Here is a 23,245-nt window from a genome sequence, read left to right on the forward strand (position 1 = left end):
GGCGCCGGGCCTCGGGTCAGCTCCCGAGCGTCTCCCCGTCGGCGATCCGCACCCCGCGCGCCCAGTCCGCGGCCCGCATCGGCTTCTTGCCCTGGGCCTGCACCCACAGCAGCTCGACGGCGTAAGAGCCGGTGCCCGCGTACACGTTGTTCTTGCCGACCGACAACTGCCCCGGGGCGAGATCCGCCCGGTCGGGCACGGGAGCGACCTGCACGAGCTTGAGGCGTTCGCCCCGGAAGCCGGTCCAGGCGCCGGGCGCGGGGGTGCAGCCGCGCACGACCCTGTCGACACGCAGGGCCGGGGCCGTCCAGTCGACCCGGGCGTCCTCGACGGTGATCTTGGGCGCGAGGGTCACCCCGTCCGCGGGCTGCGGTACGGCCTTCAGGGTGCCGTCCGCGATGCCGTCCATGGTCGCGGCGAGCAGCCCGGACCCGGCGAAGGCGAGCCGGGTCAGCAGGTCGCCGCTGGTGTCGGTGGGGCGGATCGTCTCGGTCACGGTGCCGTAGACGGGCCCCGAGTCGAGGCCCTCCTCGATGAGGAAGGTGGAAGCGCCGGTGATCTCGTCGCCGGACATCACGGAGTGCTGCACGGGCGCGGCGCCGCGCCAGGCGGGCAGCAGCGAGAAGTGCAGGTTGACCCAGCCGTGGACGGGGATGTCGAGGGCGACCCGGGGCAGCAGCGCACCGTACGCCACGACGGGACAGCAGTCGGGCCCGATCTCGCGCAGCCGCTCCAGGAACTCCGGCTCCCGCGGCCTGGCCGGCTTCAGCACCTCGATGCCGGCCTCCTCGGCGCGCTCGGCCACCGGTGACGCGACCAGCCTGCGGCCCCGCCCGGCCGGCGCGTCCGGACGCGTCACGACGGCGACCACCTCGTGCCGCCCGGAGTCGAGCAGGGCGTCCAGAGCGGGAACAGCGACCTCGGGGGTACCGGCGAAGACGAGCTTCATGTGCGGACACGGGCCTCTCGGCTGGGGTTGGTCGGGGCGACGCACAAGTCTATTGCGCGGTCCGGCGTTCGCCCCCTCAGCCTCCCGCACCGCGGAAACGGGCGGTGCGCGGGCGGCGGAGGGGTCTCCGCGCACGTGCCCGGGAGACCCACCCCTGCGCACCCCCCTGGAGACACCCGCCCACCGACTGGAGGACCCCCAGGCACCGTTCAGGAGACACCCGCGCACCGCCGGGGGACCCCCGCGCACCCCCCCTGGAGAGACCCGCGCACCGTCTGGAGGACCTCCGGGCACCGTTCAGGAGACACCCGCGCACCGCTCGAAAGACCTCCGCGCACCGTCCCGGGGGCGGCGCGCGCATATGCCCCCGCGCCCCCACACCGTGACCACCGGCCCCCGAACGCGTTGGTCAAGAAAGAGTTGACCAACGGGCCGCGTCGGCGGCCCGATCCTTTCTCCTCAACGCCGGTTCGAGAGGCTTGTTCATGGCCGACCACGCAACCCACGACGCCCAGGCTCGTGCCAGCCTGCACTTGCTGGTGCGGGACATCGAGCGGGTCCGCCGGCAGGTGGACGCACTGCGCACCCTCACCGCCCAGCTGGGCAACGTCTACCGCCCGCGCCGCTCCGGCCCCTCCACGGGCTTCGTCGTCTACGGACGCGCCCCCGCCCCGACGGTCCGTCTCGCCCAGGAACTGCGGGACAGTGTCGAGACCCTGGTCACGGCCGCGGTCGACTTCGACCGGTCGCTGGGCTTCTCCTGGGACGCGGTGGGCTCAGCCCTCGGGGTCACCAAGCAGGCGGTGCACCGCCGCTACGGCTCCCGCCGCGCCACCACGCAGGCCGCCGCCGAGGCCGAGCGGAACACCGAGTCGGCGGCGACCCGCGCGGTGAACGTCGGCGCCGGCCTCCCCTCGGTGCCGACGGTTCCCGCGGCGCGCTCCATGCCGACCCAGCCGACGGCGGGCAGCCCGTCCCTCCGCGAGGAGATCAGGCCGACGGCTTTCCCCGGTCCCCGCAACGGCTGACGCGACCCCGACCCACCGCGCTCACCCCAGGCGCCCCGCGGCTGCTCACCCCCACCCCACGGCTGCCAGATCCGCCCTCCCGGCGACGCCCGGGAGGGCAGCCGTATGGAAGGGGCCGGACGCCCGGTGGGCAGGCTCGGACCTGGTCCACGGTCACCCCGTGACGACGGCTGCGTCACTCCCGGCCCACCGGAGCCGCCCGCCCAGCGCCCACGGTGTGCGCCCGCCGTACGGGCAGCCCACCACGCCCCGGACCCCAAATCCCGTACCGCCGAGGCCCGCCGCGCAGGTGCCGGCGGCCGCCCACCACCCAGCAGGGCCCCCAGATCCGCCCGTCCTCACCCGATGTCCGGCGGATCGATCCGCACCCACACCGCCGCCCCGCTCCCCCGCGCCGTCCGTGCCGCCTGGGCGGCCTTGAGCGCGGCCGCCAGAGCCGAACCCCGCCCCGGCGGCACCCGGACCAGCCCCCGCACCCACCGCTCCCCGGCCGGTGGCGCCCCGGCCCGCCGCGAGCGTCCCGCCGCGACCGGCGTGACAGGCAGCGGCACCGGACCCAACACCTCGGCCTCCGGCGGCAGTTCGACCATCCGAAGGAAGTCGGCGACCGCCTCCGGCGCCCCCGACACGGCCGCCATCCGCGACACCGGGGGGAACCCCAACTCCGCCCGCTCGGCCAGCTCCCGCACCGCGTGGCCCACGGGATCCCATCGCACCAGCGCCTGCACGGGCCGCAACGTCGGCTCGGCGACGACGACCACTGTCCCCCCGTCGCCCTGCGGCCGCACCAGCGCCGCTGCCGCGATCCAGCGCCGCAACGCGTCCTCGCCGGCCCGCAGATCGGGCCGCCCGAGCATGGCCCAGCCGTCGAGCAGCAGCGCCGCCGCGTACCCGCCCTCGGCGACGGGTTCGGCCCCCGGTGTGCTCACCACGAGCGCCGGCGCCCCCGGCACCGTGTCCAGCACGTGCTCCCGTCCGGACGTGCGCACCGGAACGGCGGGAAACGCCCGCCCCAGTTCCTCGGCGGTCCGCCGCGCGCCCACGACCTGCGCCCGCAGCCGGAACGACCCGCACTCCGGGCAGTGCCACGAGCCCTCCTCGCGCCCGCACCACCCGCAGCGCAACGCCCCCGCGTCCCACGCCTCCAGCGGCCCGGCGCAGTGCCGGCACCGCGCGGGTGCCCGGCACTGCGCGCACGCCATCCGCGGGACATAGCCCCGCCGGGGCACCTGGACCAGAACGGGCCCGAGCCTCAGCCCGTCCCTGACCACCTGCCAGGCCAGGCTCGGCAGCCGTGCGGCCCGCGCGGCCTCGTCCCGCGCCAGGTCGTGGTCACCCACGGTCCGCACCAGCGGCGCGGACGCGCGCACCTGCTCGCGCGCGGCGACCAGCGGCCGGGCCCACCCGCTCTCCACGAGCTGCGCGGCCTCGACCGTGCAGCTCCAACCGCCCAGCAGAAAGGCGCACTTGTCCTGGGCAGCACGCAGCAGCAGCACGTCCCGCGCGTGCGGCTGCGGCGCGTGCTGCTCGCTGTGGCTCTCGTCCCCGTCGTCCCACAGGGCGACGAGCCCGAGGTCCCGAACCGGCGCGAACATGGCGGCGCGCGTCCCCACCACGGCCCGCACCGACCCGCGCCGCACGGCGAGCCACTCCCGGTACCGCTTCTCCGGACCCGCGTCGGCGGTCAACAGCGCGTGCCGCCCCTCACCCAGCAGAGCCGTCAACTCTGCGTCGACCCGGGAGGCGCTCCGCCCATCCGGTACGACAACCAGCGCGCCGCGACCCGAGGCCAGTGTGGCGGCGACGGCGCGGGCGAGTTCGGCGCTCCACGCGGGGCCGGGCAGCGCGTTCCACACGGCCCGGGGCGCCCCTCCGGCGGCCAGCGCGTCCAGGAAGGCCGCGCCGTTGCCGTAGCGCGCCCAGGAGCCCGGCTCGGGCGGCGGGGGCGGTGGCAGCGGCTCCGGCGAGGGCCGTCCCTCGGCCCGGGCGCTGCGCGGCGGCACGGCGAGCTGCAGCACATCGGCGAGGCTCCCGGCGTACCGGTCGGCGACCGCGCGGGCGAGCCCCAGCAGTTCCTCGCCCAGCACCGGCTCCGGGGACACCACCTGGGCCAGCGCCGCCAGCGGCCCCGGATAGTCCGACTCCGCCAGCCGCTCGACGAGGAACCCGTCGATCAGGCCCCCGCCCTCACGGCGCCCTTCCCGCACCCGGTGCCGCCCGGCCCCGAACCGCACCCGCACCCGCACGCCCGGCTGCGCGTCGGCGTCGAGCTCCTCGGGCACGGCGTAGTCGAAGTACCGGTCGAGATGCAGCACGCCCTTGTCGACGAGCACCCGCGCCACGGGCAACTCCCCGGCGAGCGCGGCCCCTCGCCAGGTGCGGGGCTTGGCCCGGGGCGCGGTGGCCTTGCGGACGCTCTCCCGGATGAACGCGAGCTGCTCCGGCGGCGCGTCCTGCGCACCGCCGTCCCCCTGGCCGTTCTCGCTGCTCACGCCTGCATTCTTACCAAACGCCACTGACAACCGGCGGGCCCGTGCCCCCGCGCGGGCCCAGGACACCGCGAGGCCCGGCCCCCCGAAGGGAACCGGGCCTCGTGTCGGGCGCGGCGGTCCTGCCGGGACCTACAGGCCTGCGGACGCGCGCAGCGCGTCCACGCGGTCCGTGCGCTCCCAGGTGAAATCGGGGAGCTCACGGCCGAAGTGGCCGTACGCCGCGGTCTGGGCGTAGATCGGGCGGAGCAGGTCGAGGTCGCGGATGATGGCGGCCGGACGGAGGTCGAAGACCTCCTCGATCGCCTTCTCGATCTTCTCGGTCTCGACCTTGTGGGTGCCGAAGGTCTCGACGAACAGACCGACCGGCTCGGCCTTGCCGATGGCGTACGCCACCTGCACCTCGCAGCGGGACGCCAGACCCGCGGCGACGACGTTCTTGGCGACCCAGCGCATGGCGTACGCGGCGGAGCGGTCCACCTTGGACGGGTCCTTGCCGGAGAAGGCACCGCCACCGTGGCGGGCCATGCCGCCGTAGGTGTCGATGATGATCTTGCGGCCGGTGAGGCCGGCGTCACCCATGGGGCCGCCGATCTCGAAGCGGCCGGTGGGGTTGACCAGCAGGCGGTAGCCCTCGGTGTCCAGCTTGATGCCGTCGTCGAGGAGTGCCTTCAGCTCCGGCTCCACGACGAACTCGCGGATGTCGGGCGCGAGGAGCGACTCCAGGTCGATGTCACTGGCGTGCTGCGAGGAGACGACGACCGTGTCGAGACGGACGGCCTTGTCACCGTCGTACTCGATGGTGACCTGCGTCTTGCCGTCCGGGCGCAGGTAGGGGATCGTGCCGTTCTTGCGCACGTCGGAGAGGCGCTTCGACAGGCGGTGCGCCAGGAAGATCGGCAGCGGCATGAGGGTCGGCGTCTCGTCCGAGGCGTAGCCGAACATCAGGCCCTGGTCACCGGCGCCCTGCCGGTCCAGCTCGTCGTCGTCGCCCTCGACCCGGCTCTCGTACGCCGTGTCCACACCCTGCGCGATGTCCGCGGACTGCGCGCCGATCGACACCGAGACACCGCAGGAGGCGCCGTCGAAGCCCTTCTTCGAGGAGTCGTAGCCGATGTCGAGGATCTTGTCCCGGACCAGCTGCGGGATCGGCGCGTAGGCCTTGGTGGTGACCTCTCCGGCCACATGCACCAGACCGGTGGTGATCAGGGTTTCGACGGCGACCCGGGACGACGGGTCCTCGCGCAGGAGCGCGTCGAGAATGGTGTCGCTGATCTGGTCAGCGATCTTGTCGGGGTGACCCTCGGTCACTGACTCCGAGGTGAACAGGCGACGGGACACAACGCTCCCTGGGGTTGCAGCGGCTGCTGGCTGATCATGGGTGGACGGGACGGGAGCTGCGCCCGCCGACGTCCGAGAACAGTTTATCGGTCGCTCTCCGCCACGGGGTCAACCGTCTCGCCTCTCGGAAGCGCTGTGACCTGCGGCACAGGCATTCTGCCCAATGTGCGGCGATGTTGGCCAGGGGCGCCACGCCCCGAATGGCGGCAACCAGGGAGCGGCACGCCTCGCGGGCCTCACCCCAGCCGCGTGGCGACCAGGTCCCAGACGATGTCGGCCAGCGCCTCCTTGGGGCCGTACGGCACGGGCGTCTCGCTGCCGTCGGCGCCCAGCACCACCGCCTCGTTCTGCTCCGAGCCGAAGGTCTTGCGCTCGCCCACCTCGTTGACGACGAGCAGGTCGCAGCCCTTGCGCTCCAGCTTCTTGCGTCCGTTGGCGAGCACGTCGTCGGTCTCGGCGGCGAAGCCGACGACCACCTGTCCCGGGCGGGCGCGCTCGGCCGAGATCTCCGCGAGGATGTCGGGGTTGCGTACGAGCACGACGGGCTCCGGGTCCTGGCCGTCCTGCTTCTTGATCTTCCCGGTCGCGTACGTCGCGGGCCGGAAGTCGGCGACGGCGGCGGCCATGACGACCGCGTCGGCGTCCTCGGCCGCCTTCAGCACCGCCTCGCGCAGCTGCACGGCCGTGCCGACCGCTACGACGTCGACACCGGCCGGGTCGGGCAGCCCGGTCGTGTTCGCGCCGACCAGCGTGACGCGGGCCCCCCGGGCGGCGGCCGTGCGGGCCAGGGCGTAGCCCTGCTTGCCGGAGGAGCGGTTGCCGAGGAAGCGGACCGGGTCGAGCGGCTCGCGGGTGCCTCCGGCGCTGACGACGACATGGCGGCCCTCGAGGTCCGGCTCGGCGACGCCGCGCGCCAGCACCCGGCGGCAGACCTCGAAGATCTCGCCCGGGTCCGGCAGTCGCCCCTTGCCGGTGTCGACGCCGGTGAGACGGCCGACGGCGGGTTCGATGACGATCGCGCCGCGCCGGCGCAGGGTCGCCACGTTCTCCTGGGTGGCCGGGTGCTCCCACATCTCGGTGTGCATCGCGGGGGCGAAGACGACCGGGCAGCGGGCGGTGAGCAGCGTGTTCGTCAGCAGGTCGTCGGCGAGACCGTGGGCGGCCTTGGCGAGCATGTCGGTGGTGGCGGGAGCGACGACCACCAGGTCGGCGTGCTGGCCGATGCGGACGTGCGGGACCTCGTGGACGTCGTTCCAGACCTCGGTGGAGACCGGGTGGCCGGAGAGCGCGGACCAGGTCGCGGCGCCGACGAAGTGCAGCGCGGAGGCGGTGGGCACGACGCGCACGTCATGACCCGACTCCGTCAGCCGCCGCAGCAGCTCGCACGCCTTGTAAGCGGCGATGCCGCCGCTCACCCCCAGAACGACCTTGGGCTTGTCCACCATGACTCCCGGACTCGACATGTACCGCGTGCGCCGGTATGCGCCGCGTACGCGTCTATGACACACCACAGGCCCGGCGGTCGCGCCGCCGGGCCTGTGGACGAATCTGTCGCTAGCGGGAAGTGCTACTGCGCCGGGCCTTCGACGGCCTCCGAGGTCAGCAGCCCCGCGTTGATCTCGCGCAGCGCGATCGAGAGCGGCTTCTCGTGCACGTGGGTGTCGACGAGCGGACCGACGTACTCGAGGAGGCCCTCGCCGAGCTGCGAGTAGTACGCGTTGATCTGGCGGGCACGCTTGGCCGCGTAGATCACGAGGCTGTACTTCGAGTCGGTGGCCTCGAGGAGCTCGTCGATCGGCGGGTTGATGATGCCCTCGGGCGCGGAGATGGAAGAGGACACGCTCTACCTTCCGATGGATGGGAAAGATTCAGGATGCACGATCAATCACGATCACACAACGTCCATCAAGGTTAGCAGCTCGCACGCCACGTCCTCGACGGAGGTGTTGACCAGGGTCTCGTCGAACTCCGGCTCAGCCGCCAGCTCGACCTTCGCGGCCGCCAGCCGGCGCTCGATCACCTCGGGCGGCTCAGTGCCCCGGCCGGTCAGTCTGCGCACCAGCTCCTCCCAGGAGGGCGGGGCCAGGAACACCAGGCGGGCGTCGGGCATGGACCCCCGCACCTGCCGGGCGCCCTGGAGGTCGATCTCCAGCAGGACGGGCTCGCCCTTGTCCAGCCGTTCCAGCACGGCCGCGCGTGGCGTGCCGTAGCGGTTGCCGGCGAATTCGGCCCACTCCAGCAGCTCACCGTTGGCGATCAGCTTGTCCATCTCCTCGTCGGTGACGAAGAAGTAGTGGACACCGTGCTGCTCACCCGGGCGCGGCCTGCGGGTCGTCGCCGAGACCGAGAGCCAGACCTCGGGGTGTTCCTTGCGCATGTGGGCGACGACCGTGCTCTTGCCGACCCCGGAGGGTCCGGAGAGCACGGTCAGCCGCGGACGTTCACTCATGCAGCGATTATTCCAGGCGTCCCGGAGTGCCCGGGACCATGCCCGGGCACTCCCCCGAAGGGTCAGGAACCGGTGCTGCCGAACTCACGCTCGAGCGAGGCGATCTGGTTGGAACCGAGACCACGCACGCGGCGGCTCTCGGAGATGCCGAGTCGCTCCATGATCTGCTTGGCGCGGACCTTGCCCACGCCCGGCAGGGACTCGAGGAGAGCGGAGACCTTCATCTTGCCGATGACGTCGTTCTCCTGGCCCTGCTTGATGACCTCGTGAAGGGAGGCGCCGGAGTGCTTGAGTCGATTCTTGACCTCGGCCCGCTCCCGGCGAGCCGCGGCGGCCTTTTCGAGCGCGGCTGCGCGCTGTTCGGGGGTAAGGGGCGGAAGAGCCACGCCTACGTCACCTCGGATGTCGAACTGTCGGATACGGACCGGTGAGGAACCTAGTCGCCCCACACCAGGGGAGCTACGAGCAACACGCTTGCCCGTTGGCTCTCGTCGGAGACTAGCGGTCAAGCACGCCAGAGTCAGTGAGAACAGCGGAAAAGTCCTGGTCAGCCTCTGTCAGGACAGGATATTCCAGACATACTGCCCCGGATTTGAGGATGTATCCAGCCTCGAGCGCTCCCCGAACGCCTGGTCGGGGCCCTCAGGCCGCGGCCACCGCGGCCCCGACCTCCCGGGCGAAGCGGTCCGCGGCGGTCCGCAGAGCGGCCACGTCCGGCCCGTGCCTCAGCACCCCCCTGCTGACGTTCGGCACGACGTTGCGCACGGCGGACCCGAAGACCGCGGGCAGATCGGCCGCAGTCGCTCCCTGGGCGCCGATACCGGGCGCGAGCAGGGGGCCGTTGACGGCGCCGAGGTCGTACGACGAGAGGTCACCGAGCGTGGCGCCGACGACCGCGCCGAAGGAGCCGAGCGGCTCCTCCCCCGCGTTCTCCGCGGCGAGGTGGGCCAGCACGGTCGCGCCCACGGTGCGGCCGTCCGCGCGCATCGCGTGCTGGACCTCGGCGCCCTCCGGATTGGAGGTCAGGGCCAGCACGAACAGGCCCGCGCCGTTCTCCCGCGCCAGCTCCACGGCCGGCTTCAGCGACCCGTAGCCGAGATACGGCGAGACGGTCAGGGCGTCGGAGAACAGCGGGGCGTCCTTGTGCAGGAACGACTCGGCGTACGCGGCCATGGTCGAGCCGATGTCGCCGCGCTTGGCGTCCATGACGACCAGCGCGCCGGCCGCCCGTGCCTCCGCGACGGCCTTCTCCAGCACGGCCACGCCGCGCGAGCCGAAGCGCTCGAAGAAGGCGCTCTGCGGCTTGAGGACGGCGACCCGGCCGGCGAGCGCCTCGACGACGGTGCGGCTGAACCGCTCCAGGCCGCCGACGTCGTCGTTCAGGCCCCAGTCGGCGAGCAGCGAGGCGTGCGGGTCGATGCCCACGCAGAGCGGACCGCGTTCGTCCATGGCGCGGCGCAGGCGTGCGCCGAAGGGTTCGAGGCTCATGCGGCCTTCCTCACATCGGCGCCGACGGCGTCGGCGAGCGTGGCGTACGGGCTCGTGCGCAGGCGGGCGGCGAGGCCCTTGTGGATCGCGCGGGCCCAGAAGGGCCCCTCGTAGACGAAGGCGCTGTAGCCCTGCACCAGGGTGGCGCCGGCCAGGATGCGCTGCCAGGCGTCCTCGGCGTTCTCGACGCCGCCCACGCCGACCAGGGTGATGCGGTCGCCCACGCGCGCGTACAGACGGCGCAGCACCTCCAGGGAGCGGGCCCTCAGCGGGGCCCCGGAGAGGCCGCCGACCTCCTCGACCAGCGAGGGGTCGGCCTTCAGGCCCAGTCCCGCGCGGGCGATGGTGGTGTTCGTGGCGATGATCCCGTCCAGACCCAGTTCGAGCGCGAGGTCGGCGACGGCGTCGACGTCCTCGTCCGCCAGGTCGGGCGCGATCTTCACCAGGAGGGGGACGCGCCGGGTGGTCACCATGCGGTCGGCGGCCTCGCGGACGGCCGTGAGCAGCGGCCGCAGATGGCCGACGGCCTGGAGGTCGCGCAGCCCCGGAGTGTTGGGCGAGGAGACGTTGACGACCAGGTAGTCGGCGTACGGCGCCAGCCGCTCCGCCGACTTGACGTAGTCCAGGACGGCCTCGGCCTCGGGCACGACCTTGGTCTTGCCGATGTTGACGCCCACGACCGTGCGGAAGACCGGCTCGCGCGAGGCCAGACGGGCGGCGACGGTCAGGGAGCCGTCGTTGTTGAAGCCCATGCGGTTGATCAGCGCGCGGTCCGGGACCAGGCGGAACAGCCGCTTCGCGGGGTTGCCGGGCTGCGCCTCACCGGTCACCGTGCCGATCTCGACATGGTCGAAACCGAGCATCGCCATGCCGTCGACGGCGACGGCGTTCTTGTCGAAGCCGGCGGCGAGCCCGAAGGGGCCGTGCATACGCAGGCCGAGAGCCTCCGTGCGCAGCTCCTCGTACCGGGGTGCCAGCACGGCCGCGACGAAGGTGCGCAGCACGGGGACGCGGACGGCGAGACGGATCCAGCGGAAGGCGAGGTGGTGTGCGCGCTCGGCGTCCATGCGCCGGAAGACCAGACTGAAGAAGATCTTGTACATGTGTCCTCACGAAGACAGGGAAGACAGGTGCGAGGACTCGTCGTCCTCGCGAAGAGGGGGACACCGTTTCCGGTGTCCCCCTCGGGGCCGCTAGTCGCGGGCCGCGGTCATCACTTCGGCGTGTTCCTGGAGCGACCGGACGCCCACGTCCCCGTGGTGGAGCGCGTCGATGCCCTGGACGGCGGCGGCGAGCGCCTGGACCGTCGTCAGGCACGGCACGGACCGCGCCACGGCCGCCGTACGGATGTCGTAGCCGTCGAGGCGGCCGCCGGTGCCGTACGGGGTGTTGACGATGAGGTCGACCTCGCCGTCGTGGATCAGCTGGACGATGGTCTTCTCGCCGTTCGGGCCGGTGCCCTCGGACTGCTTGCGCACGACGGTGGCGTGGATGCCGTTGCGCTTGAGCACCTCGGCCGTGCCGGACGTGGCGAGCAGTTCGAAGCCGTGCGCGACCAGTTCACGCGCCGGGAAGATCATCGAGCGCTTGTCGCGGTTGGCGACCGAGATGAAGGCGCGGCCCTTGGTGGGCAGCGGGCCGTAGGCGGCGGCCTGCGACTTGGCGTACGCCGTGCCGAAGACCGAGTCGATGCCCATGACCTCGCCGGTGGAGCGCATCTCGGGGCCGAGGATGGTGTCCACGCCGCGGCCGGAGGTGTCGCGGAAGCGCGTCCAGGGCAGCACGGCCTCCTTGACGGAGATCGGCGCGTCCAGCGGCAGCTCGCCGCCGTCGCCCCGGGCGGGGAGCAGGCCCTCGGCGCGCAGTTCCGCGACGGTCGCGCCCAGCGAGATACGGGCGGCGGCCTTGGCCAGCGGCACGGCGGTCGCCTTCGAGGTGAAGGGGACCGTACGGGACGCGCGCGGGTTGGCCTCCAGGACGTAGAGGATGTCGCCCGCCATGGCGAACTGGATGTTGATCAGGCCGCGGACGCCGACGCCCTTGGCGATCGCCTCGGTCGAGGCGCGCAGGCGCTTGATGTCGAAGCCGCCGAGCGTGATCGGGGGCAGGGCGCACGCCGAGTCGCCGGAGTGGATGCCGGCCTCCTCGATGTGCTCCATGACGCCGCCGAGGTAGAGCTCCTCACCGTCGTAGAGGGCGTCCACGTCGATCTCGATCGCGTCGTCCAGAAAGCGGTCGACCAGGACCGGCCGCGAGGGGCTGATCTCGGTGGACTCGGCGATGTAGGACTCCAGCCGGGTCTCGTCGTAGACGATCTCCATGCCGCGTCCGCCCAGGACGTACGACGGGCGGACGAGGACCGGGTAGCCGATCTCGTCGGCGATGGCCTTGGCCTCGGTGAAGGTGGTGGCCGTGCCGTGCTTGGGGGCCGGCAGACCGGCCTCCTTGAGGACCCGGCCGAAGGCGCCGCGGTCCTCGGCGGCGTGGATGGCCTCCGGGGGTGTGCCGACGATCGGCACACCGTTGTCCTTCAGCGCCTGCGCCAGGCCCAGCGGGGTCTGGCCGCCGAGCTGCACGACCACGCCCGCGACCGGGCCGGCCTGCTGCTCGGCGTGCACGATCTCCAGCACGTCCTCCAGCGTGAGCGGCTCGAAGTACAGCCGGTCGGAGGTGTCGTAGTCCGTGGAGACGGTCTCGGGGTTGCAGTTGACCATCACGGTCTCGAACCCGGCGTCGCTCAGCGCGAACGAGGCGTGCACGCAGGAGTAGTCGAACTCGATGCCCTGGCCGATGCGGTTGGGGCCGGAGCCCAGGATGATCACCGCGGGCTTCTCGCGCGGCGCGACCTCGGTCTCCTCGTCGTAGGACGAGTAGAAGTACGGCGTCCGCGCGGCGAACTCGGCGGCGCAGGTGTCGACCGTCTTGTAGACCGGGCGCACGCCGAGCGCGTGCCGGACCTCGCGGACGACGTCCTCGCGCAGGCCGCGGATCTCGCCGATCTGCTGGTCGGAGAAACCGTGCCGCTTGGCCTCGGCGAGCAGCTCCGAGGTCAGCTCGGGCGACTCCGCCAGCTCGTCGGCGATCTCCTTGATGAGGAAGAGCTGGTCGACGAACCAGGGGTCGATCTTCGTGTGGTCGAAGACCTCCTCAGGCGTCGCGCCGGCGCGGATGGCGCCCATGACGGCGTTGATCCGGCCGTCGGTCGGGCGCACCGCCTCGCGCAGCAGTTCCGTCTTGTCGCCGGGCTCGCCGACGAAGGTGAACTGGCTGCCCTTCTTCTCCAGCGAGCGCAGCGCCTTCTGGAACGCCTCGGTGAAGTTGCGGCCGATGGCCATGGCCTCACCGACGGACTTCATGGTGGTCGTCAGGGTCGAGTCGGCCTGCGGGAACTTCTCGAAGGCGAAGCGGGGGGCCTTGACGACGACGTAGTCCAGGGTCGGCTCGAAGGACGCCGGGGTCTCCTGGGTGATGTCGTTGGGGATCTCATCGAGGGTGTAGCCGACGGCGAGCTTGGCGGCGATCTTCGCGATCGGGAAGCCGGTCGCCTTGGAGGCCAGCGCGGACGAACGCGACACACGCGGGTTCATCTCGATGACGATCACACGGCCGTCGGCCGGGTTGACGGCGAACTGGATGTTGCAGCCACCGGTGTCGACGCCGACCTCGCGGATGACGGCGATGGCGATGTCGCGCAGGATCTGGTACTCGCGGTCGGTGAGCGTCATCGCGGGCGCGACCGTGATCGAGTCGCCGGTGTGCACGCCCATCGGGTCGAAGTTCTCGATGGAGCAGACGACCACGACGTTGTCGTGTCTGTCGCGCATCAGCTCCAGCTCGTACTCCTTCCAGCCGAGGATGGACTCCTCCAGGAGCACCTCGGTGGTCGGGGAGAGCGTCAGACCCTGGCCCGCGATGCGGCGCAGCTCCTCCTCGTCGTGCGCGAAGCCGGAGCCGGCTCCGCCCATGGTGAAGGACGGGCGGACCACGACCGGGTAGCCGCCGAGTTCCTCGACGCCGCCGAGCACGTCGTCCATGGTGTGGCAGATCACCGAGCGGGCGGACTCGCCGTGCCCGGTCTTGCGCCGGACCTCTTCGACGACGTCCTTGAACTGTTCGCGGTCCTCGCCCTTGTGGATCGCCACCACGTTGGCGCCGATCAGCTCGACGCCGTACTTCTCCAGCACGCCGTTCTCGTGCAGCGAGATCGCCGTGTTGAGCGCCGTCTGGCCGCCCAGCGTGGGCAGCAGCGCGTCGGGCCGCTCCTTGGCGATGATCTTCTCGACGAACTCCGGGGTGATCGGCTCGACGTAGGTGGCGTCGGCGATCTCCGGGTCGGTCATGATCGTCGCGGGGTTGGAGTTCACGAGGACGACCCGCAGGCCCTCGGAGCGCAGGACGCGGCACGCCTGGGTGCCGGAGTAGTCGAACTCGGCGGCCTGGCCGATGACGATCGGGCCGGAGCCGATGACCAGGACGGACTGGATATCGGTGCGCTTAGGCACGCTGGCCCTCCATGAGCTTCACGAAGCGGTCGAACAGATAGGCGGCGTCGTGCGGGCCCGCCGCCGCTTCGGGGTGGTACTGGACGCTGAAGGCCGGCTTGTCGAGGAGTCGGAGGCCCTCCACCACGTCGTCGTTGAGGCAGACGTGGGAGACCTCGGCGCGGCCGAAGGGGGTGTCGGAGACCTGGTCGAGCGGGGCGTCGACGGCGAATCCGTGGTTGTGCGCGGTGACCTCGACCTTCCCGGTCGTACGGTCCTGCACCGGCTGGTTGATGCCGCGGTGGCCGTACTTCAGCTTGTAGGTGCCGAAGCCGAGGGCGCGGCCCAGGATCTGGTTGCCGAAGCAGATGCCGAACAGCGGTGTGCCGCGCTCCAGGACGGACCGCATCACGGAGACCGGGTGGTCGGCGGTTGCCGGGTCGCCCGGACCGTTGGAGAAGAACACGCCGTCCGGATTGACGGCGTAGACGTCCTCGACGCTCGCGGTGGCGGGCAGCACGTGCACCTCGATGCCGCGCTCGGCCATCCGGTGCGGCGTCATGCCCTTGATGCCGAGGTCGACGGCGGCGACGGTGAACTTCTTCTCGCCGATCGCGGGGACGACGTAGGGCTCGGTGGTCGCGACCTCGGCGGCGAGGTCCGCGCCCTGCATCTCGGGGGCCTGGCGCACCTCGGCGAGCATCGTGCCCTCGTCGGGCAGGGCGTTGCCGGAGAAGATGCCGACGCGCATGGCGCCGCGCTCCCGCAGGTGGCGGGTGAGCGCGCGGGTGTCGATGCCGGAGATGCCGACGACGCCCTGGCTGCGCAGCTCCTCGTCCAGCGAACGGCGGGAACGCCAGTTGGAGGGCACGCGCGCGGGGTCACGGACGACATAGCCGGCGACCCAGATGCGCCGCGACTCGGGGTCCTCGTCGTTGACGCCCGTGTTGCCGACGTGCGGGGCGGTCATCACGACGACCTGGCGGTGGTAGGACGGGTCGGTGAGGGTCTCCTGGTAGCCGGTCATGCCGGTGGAGAAGACGGCCTCGCCGAAGGTCTCCCCCACAGCCCCGTAGGCGCGGCCGCGGAAGACGCGGCCGTCCTCCAGGACGAGTACGGCGGGGACCTTCGTGGTTCCCCTTGTGGAGGTCGTCATCGTTCGGCGCCTTCCGTGGTGCTGGTGTTGATCATGGAATTGATTGCGTCGACCCACTCGTTGTGCTCGGCCGCGTGGTCGGAGCGGAACCCGGAGTCGATCAACCGCTCGCCGTGCGCCCAGGTCACGACGAGCAGTCCGCCCTCGGTGAGGACCTTGCCCGCGATGCCCTTGTCGAGCCGCGCCTCGCGCAGCGCCGCCGTCGGGACGAAGAAGTCGCCCGCCCCGGGGCGTACGACGTCCAGGCCCGCGTCCGTCAGCGTGAGCTCGACCCTGCTGCGGGTGCCCAGGCCGTGCGCGACGATGCGGTCCAGCCACTGACCGGCGGTGGTGGAGCCGTGGTAGCGACCGGTCAAGGTCAGTCTCGCCGTGCCGGGCTCCTCCGGCGCGGTGGGCAGCTCCGGCAGGTCGCCCTGGAGCGTGCCCCGCCACTTCCAGCCCTCGCGCATCAGCCAGTAGACGAGCGCGACGAACAGGGCGAGGCCGACGACCCAGCCGATACGGGCGGCCCAGTCGGTCACTTCCGCCGATTCCTTACCGGCGGCGAGCAGGATTACAGGTGTCACGTGAGCTTCCCGTCGACGAGCGTGGCCTTGCCCCGGAGCCAGGTGTGCGTGACACGGCCCGGCAGCTCGCGGCCCTCGTACGGGGTGTTGCGGCTGCGCGAGGCGAAGCCCGCGGGGTCCACGGACCCACGGTATGCCGTGTCGACGAGGGTGAGGTTGGCGGGCTCACCTGCCGAGACGGGCCGTCCATGCCCCGTGGCCCGCCCGATCCGGGCCGGCGCGAAGGACATCCGGTCCGCGACGTCCGCCCAGCCGAGCAGCCCGGTGTCGACCATCGTCTCCTGGACCACCGACAACGCGGTCTCCAGGCCGACCATCCCCATCGCGGCGGCGGCCCACTCGCAGTCCTTGTCCTCGTGCGGGTGCGGGGCGTGGTCGGTGGCGACGATGTCGATCGTGCCGTCGGCGAGCGCCTCGCGCAGCGTCAGCACGTCCCGCTCGGTGCGCAGCGGCGGGTTGACCTTGAAGACCGGGTTGTAGGTGCGCACCAGCTCGTCGGTGAGGAGGAGGTGGTGCGGGGTGACCTCGGCGGTGACGCGGATGCCGCGGGACTTGGCCCAGCGCACGATCTCCACCGACCCGGCGGTCGAGAGGTGGCAGATGTGCACGCGGGAGCCGACGTGCTCGGCGAGCAGGACGTCCCGGGCGATGATCGACTCCTCGGCCACCGCGGGCCAGCCGCCGAGCCCCAGCTCGGCGGAGACGACGCCCTCGTTCATCTGGGCGCCCTCGGTCAGCCGCGGCTCCTGCGCGTGCTGGGCGACGACACCGTCGAAGGCCTTCACGTACTCCAGCGCCCGGCGCATCATCACGGCGTCGTCGACGCACTTGCCGTCGTCGGAGAAGACGGTGACGCCGGCCGCCGACTCGTGCATGGCGCCCAGTTCGGCGAGCTTCCTGCCCTCCAGGCCGACGGTGACGGCGCCGATCGGCTGCACATCGCAGTAGCCGTGTTCCCGGCCCAGTCGCCAGACCTGCTCGACCACGCCGGCGGTGTCCGCCACGGGGAAGGTGTTGGCCATGGCGAACACGGAGGTGTAGCCACCGGAGGCGGCCGCGCGCGTGCCGGTCAGCACGGTCTCGGAGTCCTCACGGCCGGGCTCGCGCAGATGGGTGTGCAGGTCGACCAGGCCCGGCAGGAGCACCTTGCCGCCGGCCTCGACGACCTCGGCGCCCTCGGCCGCGAGGCCGGTGCCGACCTCGGCGACGATCTCGCCGTCGATCAGCACGTCCTGCGGCTCGCCGCCGAGCACCTTCGCACCACGGATCAGGATCTTGCTCATCTTTCCTACTTCTCCTCGGTACGGGTCGTGGCGGTGGCGGGTTCGTTTCCACCGAGCAGCAGATACAGGACGGCCATCCGGATCGAGACTCCGTTGGCGACCTGCTCGATCGCGGTGCAGCGGTCGGAGTCGGCGACCTCGGCGGTGATCTCCATGCCCCGGACCATCGGACCGGGGTGCATGACGACGGCGTGCTCGGGCATCCTGGCCATCCGGTCGCCGTCCAGGCCGTAGCGCCGCGAGTACTCGCGCTCGGTCGGGAAGAACGCGGCGTTCATGCGCTCGCGCTGTACACGCAGCATCATCACGGCGTCGGACTTGGGCAGCGTGCTGTCGAGGTCGTAGGAGACCTGGCACGGCCAGGTCTCGATGCCGACCGGCAGCAGGGTGGGCGGGGCGACGAGGGTGACCTCGGCGCCGAGGGTGTGGAGCAGGTCGACGTTGGAGCGGGCGACCCGGCTGTGCAGCACGTCGCCGACGAGCGTGACCCGCTTGCCGGCCAGGTCGTGGCCGAGCCCGGCGTCCCGGCCGACCAGGCGGCGGCGCATCGTGAAGGCGTCGAGCAGCGCCTGGGTCGGGTGCTGGTGGGTCCCGTCGCCGGCGTTGATGACCGCCGCGTCGATCCAGCCCGAGTTGGCGAGCCGGTACGGGGCGCCGGAGGCACCGTGCCGGATGACGACCGCGTCGACGCCCATGGCCTCCAGGGTCTGGGCGGTGTCCTTCAGGGACTCGCCCTTGGAGACCGAGGACCCCTTGGCGGTGAAGTTGATGACATCGGCCGACAGCCGCTTCTCGGCGGCCTCGAAGGAGATCCGGGTACGGGTGGAGTCCTCGAAGAAGAGGTTCACCACGGTGCGGCCGCGCAGGGTCGGCAGCTTCTTGATCGGCCGGTCGGCCACCCGGGACATCTCCTCGGCGGTGTCGAGGATCAGGACGGCGTCGTCGCGGGTGAGGTCGGCGGCCGAGATGAGATGGCGCTGCATCTTTCAGGCTCCGTAAGGCAGTTCATTCGGGAGAATTCAGGCAACCAGGCGCACGCCGGGGCGTGCGGCGCCGGCGCACGGCAGCCGCCGTACGCCGTCCGTTGCTACTGGGCGGTCTGCTTCACACCGAGCAGCACGGTGTCGCGACCGTCCTCCTCGGCGAGCTGGACCTTGACCGTCTCCCGCAACGACGTGGGGAGGTTCTTGCCGACGTAGTCGGCACGGATGGGCAGTTCGCGATGGCCCCGGTCGACCAGGACCGCGAGCTGCACCGCGCGGGGGCGCCCGATGTCGTTCAAGGCGTCGAGGGCGGCGCGGATGGTGCGGCCGGAGAAGAGGACGTCGTCGACGAGGACGACCAGCTTGCCGTCGATGCCGTCACCGGGGATGTCGGTGCGTGCCAGCGCGCGCGGGGGGTGCATGCGCAGGTCGTCGCGGTACATCGTGATGTCCAGCGAACCGCACGGGACTTTGCGCTCGGTGATCTCTTCCAGCTTGACCGCGAGCCGCTGGGCGAGGAAGACGCCCCGGGTCGGAATACCGAGCAGCACCACGTCGTCGGCGCCCTTGGCGCGCTCGACGATCTCGTGGGCGATGCGGGTCAGCACCCGCGCGATGTCGGGGCCTTCGAGCACGGGCCGCGCATCGGACTCTTGCGTGTCCATACGAAACGGACCTCCTTCTCCGCCTCACGGGACGGACCTTAAAGGACGTCGGGATTTGCGCCATCCACCGTAGCAGGCCGCGGCGACACCCCTGATCACCCCCCACGGGGTCACCGGATCACCCGTTCGGCCCAATCCGCGAGCGATACCACGGAAGAGTCGGTGCGGACCATTCGGCTTGACGCAGAAGAGTAACGCTGCGTAACCTCACAGTGAGTTACCAGCCGCGCGGCGGGGAATCACACCAGTCGCGTCGACACAGTGTCCGGGGAGCCATATGTCCAGCGAATACGCCAAACAGCTCGGGGCCAAGCTCCGGGCCATCCGCACCCAGCAGGGCCTTTCCCTCCACGGTGTCGAGGAGAAGTCACAGGGACGCTGGAAGGCGGTAGTGGTCGGGTCCTACGAGCGCGGCGACCGCGCCGTGACCGTGCAGCGCCTTGCCGAGCTGGCGGACTTCTACGGCGTCCCGGTCCAGGAGCTCCTTCCCGGTACGACCCCCGGTGGCGCCGCCGAGCCGCCGCCGAAGCTGGTCCTCGACCTGGAGCGGCTGGCCACGGTGCCGGCCGAGAAGGCGGGCCCCCTGCAGCGCTACGCGGCCACGATCCAGTCGCAGCGCGGCGACTACAACGGCAAGGTGCTCTCGATCCGCCAGGACGACCTGCGCACCCTCGCCGTCATCTACGACCAGTCGCCCTCGGTCCTCACCGAGCAGCTGATCAGCTGGGGTGTGCTGGACGCGGACGCGCGTCGCGCGGTGGCGTCGCACGACGAGGCCTGAGCCGTCTGCCGCCTGAGCAGAAACGTGCCGCCGGGGTGGCCGGAACTTCACGGTTCCGGCCACCCCGGCGGCTTTCTGAGCGCCTGGTGGGCGCCGGACGTCGCTGTGGAGCCCGGCTGACGGGAGAACGCCGGAGGGCCGCAGTCCGCGCTGCGGTCCTCCGGCGTTCCGGGGAGTGCTCAGTCCTCGGCGGTGCGCCGCAGCGAGGGCTTGAGGTCCTTCAGCCGGCCGAGCAGTCCGTTGACGAACGACGGCGACTCGTCCGTCGAGAACTCCTTCGCCAGCTGCACCATCTCGTCCAGCACGACCGCGTCCGGGGTCTCGTCGACCCAGATCAGCTCGTACGCGCCGAGCCGCAGGATGTTGCGGTCCACCACCGGCATCCGGTCCAGCGTCCAGCCGACCGAGTACTGGGCGATCAGCTCGTCGATCCGCGTCGCGTACTGCGCGTACCCCTCGACCAACTGCATCGTGAACTCGCTCACCGGCGGCTGCCGGGTGTCGGTCCGCGAGTGCCGGATCCAGTCGGCGAGGACCGTCAGGACGTCGGCACCGCGCTGGTCGCCCTCGAAGAGGATCTGAAAGGCGCGCTTGCGGGCCGTGTTGCGGGCAGCCACGGTTAGCTGTTCACCCGGCCGAGGTAGTCGCTGGTGCGGGTGTCGACCTTGATCTTCTCACCGGTGGTGATGAAGAGCGGGACCTGGATCTGGTGACCGGTCTCCAGGGTGGCGGGCTTGGTGCCACCGGTGGAACGGTCGCCCTGGACGCCCGGCTCGGTCTCCTGGATGACGAGCTCGACGGCGGCCGGCAGCTCGACGAAGAGCACCTCGCCCTCGTGCTGCGCGACCGTGGCGGTGAAGCCCTCGATCAGGAAGTTGGCGGAGTCACCGACGGCCTTGCGGTCGATCATCAGCTGGTCGTACGTCTGCATGTCCATGAAGACGAAGTACTCGCCGTCCATGTACGAGAACTGCATGTCACGCTTGTCGACAGTGGCCGTCTCGACCTTGACGCCGGCGTTGAACGTCTTGTCGACGACCTTGCCGGAGAGCACGTTCTTCAGCTTGGTGCGCACGAAGGCCGGGCCCTTGCCGGGCTTGACGTGCTGGAACTCGACGACGGACCAGAGCTGGCCGCCTTCGAGCTTGAGCACCAGGCCGTTCTTGAGGTCGTTCGTGGAAGCCACGGTTGCTTCAATCTCCTGGACGTACGTGGACGACCCGGGGGCCGGCGCGACAGCTCTGAGGCTAGAGCGCCAGCAGCTCCTTGGTCGTGATGGTGAGTAGCTCGGGTCCGCCGTCCGCCTCGGGGCGTACGACGAGCGTGTCATCGATCCGGACACCACCCCGGCCCGGGAGGTGGACCCCCGGTTCGACGGTGACCGGCACGCAAGCGTCCAGTTTACCCATGGCCGTGGGCGCCAATTGAGGGTCCTCGTCGATTTCGAGCCCCACACCGTGACCGATGAGCCCCGGGAGGCCCTGCCCGTACCCGGCGCAGTCGAGCACCTGGCGTGCCGCGCGGTCCACCTCACGGTATGCCGAGCCGGGGGCGAGCATCTCCCGGCCGGCCCGCTGAGCGGCGAAGACCAGGTCGTACAGCTCGATCTGCCAGTCCGCCGGAGAGGTGCCGATGACGAAGGTGCGGCCGATCTCGCAACGGTAGCCGCGGTAGGTCGCGCCGAGGCAGACGGAGAGGAAATCACCCTCCTCGACGCGGCGGTCCGTCGGGCGGTGACCGCGTCTGCCCGAGTTGGCGCCGGTCGCGACGGAGGTGGGGAAGGCGGGGCCGTCGGCGCCGTGGTCGACGAGGCGGCGTTCGAGTTCCAGGGCGAGATGGCGCTCGGTGCGGCCCACCAGGATGGACTCCAGGAGCTCACCGAGGGCCTGGTCGGCGATCTCGGCGCCGATGCGGAGGCAGGAGATCTCTTCCTCGTCCTTGACCACCCGGAGCTGCTCGACGGCGTTGCCGAGATCGGCGAGGCGAAGGGCGGGGGCGGTCGAGCCGATCGCCCGGTGGCGGGCGACGGTGAGGTCGTGTTCCTCGACGGCTAGGGAGTCGGAGCCCTGGTCGGTGGCGAGGTCGGCGGCGGCGACGGCGGAGTCGCCAGGGGCGGGGAGCGTGTGCAGGCGCAGGGTCTCGTCCAGGCGGCCCTCGGTGGGGCGGGCTTCCGGGGGTGCGGGGCTGACCAGCAGGTCCTCGTGCTTGCCCAGCAGCAGTACGGCACCGTGGGGGGCCGCGCCCGCGAGGTAGCGCACGTTGGCGGGCCGGGAGATCAGCGCCGCCGCGCTGCCGGCCGCGTTGCAGCGCTCCCGTAGCCGGGTTCGGCGGGTCGCGTACACCTCTGACATGTGCCGAGCGTAAGAGCTTCGGGGCGAGGGCGCCGCTCGGGGAGGCCGAGTGGGCGGTCGCGTGCGCGGCGCCCGGGGATGTGGGGGGATCTGATCGGGGCGGCTTGCGGTGGGCGGGGGTTCTCTCGGGGCGGCTTGGGTGGGCGGGGCGTCTGCGGTGGCTACCGCCCGGTGGGGGCTGGTCGCGCGGTTCCCCGCGCCCCTTCTGGGCGGAGCCGTTGCGGCGTCGGCAGGCGCGGGGCGTCGGGGCTCTCACCTCCCGGTGCTTCTCGGGTCACCAGCTCGGGGGGCTCGCTATGGAGCGGGTGAGGACCTCGTCCAGGACTCGGGCAGTGCCGGGGACGTCCAGTTGCGAGTTGTCGATGATGGGCAGGCCCGAGCCATACCAGCCGGCCATACGGCCATGGATGCGGGCCACCTCCTCGTCGCCGAGGCGGCGGTTGCCCGAGCGTTCCGCGTTGCGTTCCAGGACGATGTCCAGGCCGGGAAGCAGGACGACGGGCAGCAGGCCGGGGCCGACGTGACGCTTCCAGCCGCCCAGACCCACCACGGGGCGGTCGGGGAAGACCGCGTCGTCGAGGATGCAGGAGATGCCGTTGGCGAGGAAGTTGCGCGCGGCGAAGCCGCAGGTGCGGCGGGCCAGGCGGTACTGCGCCTCGGAGTGGTCGTTCCAGCCGGACTGGGGATCGGCGAAGCCCGAGCGGACCCATTCGCGTACGTCGTCGAGACTGATGTGGGCCGTGGGCACCCGGCGGTGGTCCGCCCAGTACTTGGCCACGCTGGTCTTGCCCGCGCCCGCCGGGCCGATGAGCAGCACGGCGAGGGGGGTGACCCCCGGGTCGGCGACGGTGGTGGCCGCGACGGAAGGCATCGTCACCGGGCCGCCGGGCGGCAGCCGGACGTGGCCCGTGGTGTCCGGGGCCGGCGGTGCCGTCGGGGGGTGGTGCGGAGCCGAGGGCGGGGGGCCCGAGTAACCGGGGGGCGGCGGCACGGGGGCGGGCCCCGGCGGGACGGCGGGCACGTACCCCTGGTGGTGCGGACCCGGACCCGGGTGTTGTGCGTTCGGCGACCAGCCGCCGGCCGGTCCCTGCCCCGGCTGGTGGGGCGGCGGCAGCGGAGACCCCACTGCGTGCTGCATCCGGTGCCACTCCGTCTCGTCCAGGCAATTGGCGCTCGCTACCGAACGGTACCGTCCCCCGCCGTTCTTTGGTGAACGGCGGGGGACGGCCCGAAGT

21 protein-coding genes are annotated in these 23,245 nt (G+C 71.8%); 2 read left to right on the forward strand and 19 right to left on the reverse strand.

Annotated features, from left to right (window positions below; all coding sequences use genetic code 11):
* Nucleotides 1-16: 16 nt before the first annotated feature.
* Nucleotides 17-949, reverse strand: a complete 933-nt coding sequence (fmt, locus tag ACWCPM_RS04935; protein WP_450974721.1) for a methionyl-tRNA formyltransferase — start codon at nucleotides 947-949, stop codon at nucleotides 17-19.
* Nucleotides 950-1,434: 485 nt separating this feature from the next.
* Here fmt and ACWCPM_RS04940 point away from each other — a divergent pair, with 485 nt between their 5' ends.
* Complete coding sequence (locus tag ACWCPM_RS04940) at nucleotides 1,435-1,977, forward strand: hypothetical protein (protein ID WP_450974722.1); 543 nt, start codon at nucleotides 1,435-1,437, stop codon at nucleotides 1,975-1,977.
* Between the two features lie 338 nt (nucleotides 1,978-2,315).
* Here the strand turns inward: ACWCPM_RS04940 and ACWCPM_RS04945 are convergent, their stop codons facing one another.
* The 14 genes from ACWCPM_RS04945 to pyrR all read right to left on the reverse strand — a co-directional run bounded on the left by ACWCPM_RS04945 (nucleotide 2,316) and on the right by pyrR (nucleotide 18,878).
* Nucleotides 2,316-4,469 (reverse strand): primosomal protein N', encoded by a 2,154-nt coding sequence (locus ACWCPM_RS04945; protein WP_450974723.1) that lies wholly within the window; start codon nucleotides 4,467-4,469, stop codon nucleotides 2,316-2,318.
* Between the two features lie 129 nt (nucleotides 4,470-4,598).
* Nucleotides 4,599-5,807 (reverse strand): methionine adenosyltransferase, encoded by a 1,209-nt coding sequence (gene metK, locus ACWCPM_RS04950; RefSeq protein ID WP_450974724.1) that lies wholly within the window; start codon nucleotides 5,805-5,807, stop codon nucleotides 4,599-4,601.
* A gap of 236 nt (nucleotides 5,808-6,043) precedes the next feature.
* On the reverse strand, nucleotides 6,044-7,249 hold the full coding sequence (coaBC, locus tag ACWCPM_RS04955) for a bifunctional phosphopantothenoylcysteine decarboxylase/phosphopantothenate--cysteine ligase CoaBC (protein ID WP_450974919.1): 1,206 nt from the start codon (nucleotides 7,247-7,249) through the stop codon (nucleotides 6,044-6,046).
* A gap of 125 nt (nucleotides 7,250-7,374) precedes the next feature.
* On the reverse strand, nucleotides 7,375-7,647 hold the full coding sequence (rpoZ, locus tag ACWCPM_RS04960) for a DNA-directed RNA polymerase subunit omega (RefSeq protein WP_003988945.1): 273 nt from the start codon (nucleotides 7,645-7,647) through the stop codon (nucleotides 7,375-7,377).
* A 51-nt stretch (nucleotides 7,648-7,698) separates the two neighbouring features.
* Entirely contained in the window at nucleotides 7,699-8,256 is a 558-nt protein-coding gene (gene gmk / locus ACWCPM_RS04965; RefSeq protein WP_450974725.1) for a guanylate kinase, read from the reverse strand.
* Nucleotides 8,257-8,318: 62 nt separating this feature from the next.
* Nucleotides 8,319-8,642, reverse strand: a complete 324-nt coding sequence (locus tag ACWCPM_RS04970) for an integration host factor (protein WP_003977346.1) — start codon at nucleotides 8,640-8,642, stop codon at nucleotides 8,319-8,321.
* Nucleotides 8,643-8,898: 256 nt separating this feature from the next.
* Nucleotides 8,899-9,744, reverse strand: a complete 846-nt coding sequence (gene pyrF / locus ACWCPM_RS04975) for an orotidine-5'-phosphate decarboxylase (RefSeq protein WP_450974726.1) — start codon at nucleotides 9,742-9,744, stop codon at nucleotides 8,899-8,901.
* A complete protein-coding gene (locus ACWCPM_RS04980) occupies nucleotides 9,741-10,847 on the reverse strand; it encodes a quinone-dependent dihydroorotate dehydrogenase (RefSeq protein WP_450974727.1) in 1,107 nt (368 codons plus the stop codon). Before ACWCPM_RS04980 ends, pyrF begins: the two co-directional genes overlap by 4 nt.
* Before the next feature lie 90 nt (nucleotides 10,848-10,937).
* Nucleotides 10,938-14,246, reverse strand: a complete 3,309-nt coding sequence (carB, locus tag ACWCPM_RS04985) for a carbamoyl-phosphate synthase large subunit (RefSeq protein ID WP_450974728.1) — start codon at nucleotides 14,244-14,246, stop codon at nucleotides 10,938-10,940.
* Complete coding sequence (carA, locus tag ACWCPM_RS04990) at nucleotides 14,239-15,381, reverse strand: glutamine-hydrolyzing carbamoyl-phosphate synthase small subunit (RefSeq protein ID WP_450974729.1); 1,143 nt, start codon at nucleotides 15,379-15,381, stop codon at nucleotides 14,239-14,241. The genes carB and carA overlap by 8 nt, the downstream gene beginning before the upstream one ends.
* Entirely contained in the window at nucleotides 15,378-15,947 is a 570-nt protein-coding gene (locus tag ACWCPM_RS04995) for a PH-like domain-containing protein (protein WP_450974730.1), read from the reverse strand. Before ACWCPM_RS04995 ends, carA begins: the two co-directional genes overlap by 4 nt.
* On the reverse strand, nucleotides 15,944-17,230 hold the full coding sequence (locus ACWCPM_RS05000) for a dihydroorotase (protein ID WP_450974731.1): 1,287 nt from the start codon (nucleotides 17,228-17,230) through the stop codon (nucleotides 15,944-15,946). Before ACWCPM_RS05000 ends, ACWCPM_RS04995 begins: the two co-directional genes overlap by 4 nt.
* A gap of 5 nt (nucleotides 17,231-17,235) precedes the next feature.
* The gene (locus tag ACWCPM_RS05005) at nucleotides 17,236-18,213 is read right to left on the reverse strand and encodes an aspartate carbamoyltransferase catalytic subunit (RefSeq protein ID WP_450974732.1); all 978 of its coding nucleotides are present in this window, start codon (nucleotides 18,211-18,213) and stop codon (nucleotides 17,236-17,238) included.
* A 104-nt stretch (nucleotides 18,214-18,317) separates the two neighbouring features.
* On the reverse strand, nucleotides 18,318-18,878 hold the full coding sequence (gene pyrR, locus ACWCPM_RS05010) for a bifunctional pyr operon transcriptional regulator/uracil phosphoribosyltransferase PyrR (RefSeq protein ID WP_401677425.1): 561 nt from the start codon (nucleotides 18,876-18,878) through the stop codon (nucleotides 18,318-18,320).
* A gap of 277 nt (nucleotides 18,879-19,155) precedes the next feature.
* Here pyrR and bldD point away from each other — a divergent pair, with 277 nt between their 5' ends.
* On the forward strand, nucleotides 19,156-19,659 hold the full coding sequence (bldD, locus tag ACWCPM_RS05015; protein ID WP_450974733.1) for a transcriptional regulator BldD: 504 nt from the start codon (nucleotides 19,156-19,158) through the stop codon (nucleotides 19,657-19,659).
* A gap of 179 nt (nucleotides 19,660-19,838) precedes the next feature.
* On the opposite strand, the gene nusB is transcribed toward bldD, so the two are convergent.
* The 4 genes from nusB to ACWCPM_RS05035 form a co-directional block, all read right to left on the reverse strand.
* Nucleotides 19,839-20,276, reverse strand: a complete 438-nt coding sequence (gene nusB, locus ACWCPM_RS05020) for a transcription antitermination factor NusB (RefSeq protein WP_450974734.1) — start codon at nucleotides 20,274-20,276, stop codon at nucleotides 19,839-19,841.
* Nucleotides 20,277-20,278: 2 nt separating this feature from the next.
* On the reverse strand, nucleotides 20,279-20,845 hold the full coding sequence (gene efp, locus ACWCPM_RS05025) for an elongation factor P (protein WP_450974735.1): 567 nt from the start codon (nucleotides 20,843-20,845) through the stop codon (nucleotides 20,279-20,281).
* A 61-nt stretch (nucleotides 20,846-20,906) separates the two neighbouring features.
* A complete protein-coding gene (locus tag ACWCPM_RS05030; RefSeq protein ID WP_450974736.1) occupies nucleotides 20,907-22,010 on the reverse strand; it encodes an aminopeptidase P family protein in 1,104 nt (367 codons plus the stop codon).
* Between the two features lie 274 nt (nucleotides 22,011-22,284).
* Nucleotides 22,285-23,148 (reverse strand): Pro-rich N-terminal domain-containing protein, encoded by an 864-nt coding sequence (locus ACWCPM_RS05035; RefSeq protein WP_450974737.1) that lies wholly within the window; start codon nucleotides 23,146-23,148, stop codon nucleotides 22,285-22,287.
* Nucleotides 23,149-23,245 lie beyond the last annotated feature (97 nt).

This window comes from Streptomyces sp. NPDC002309, from assembly GCF_053593375.1.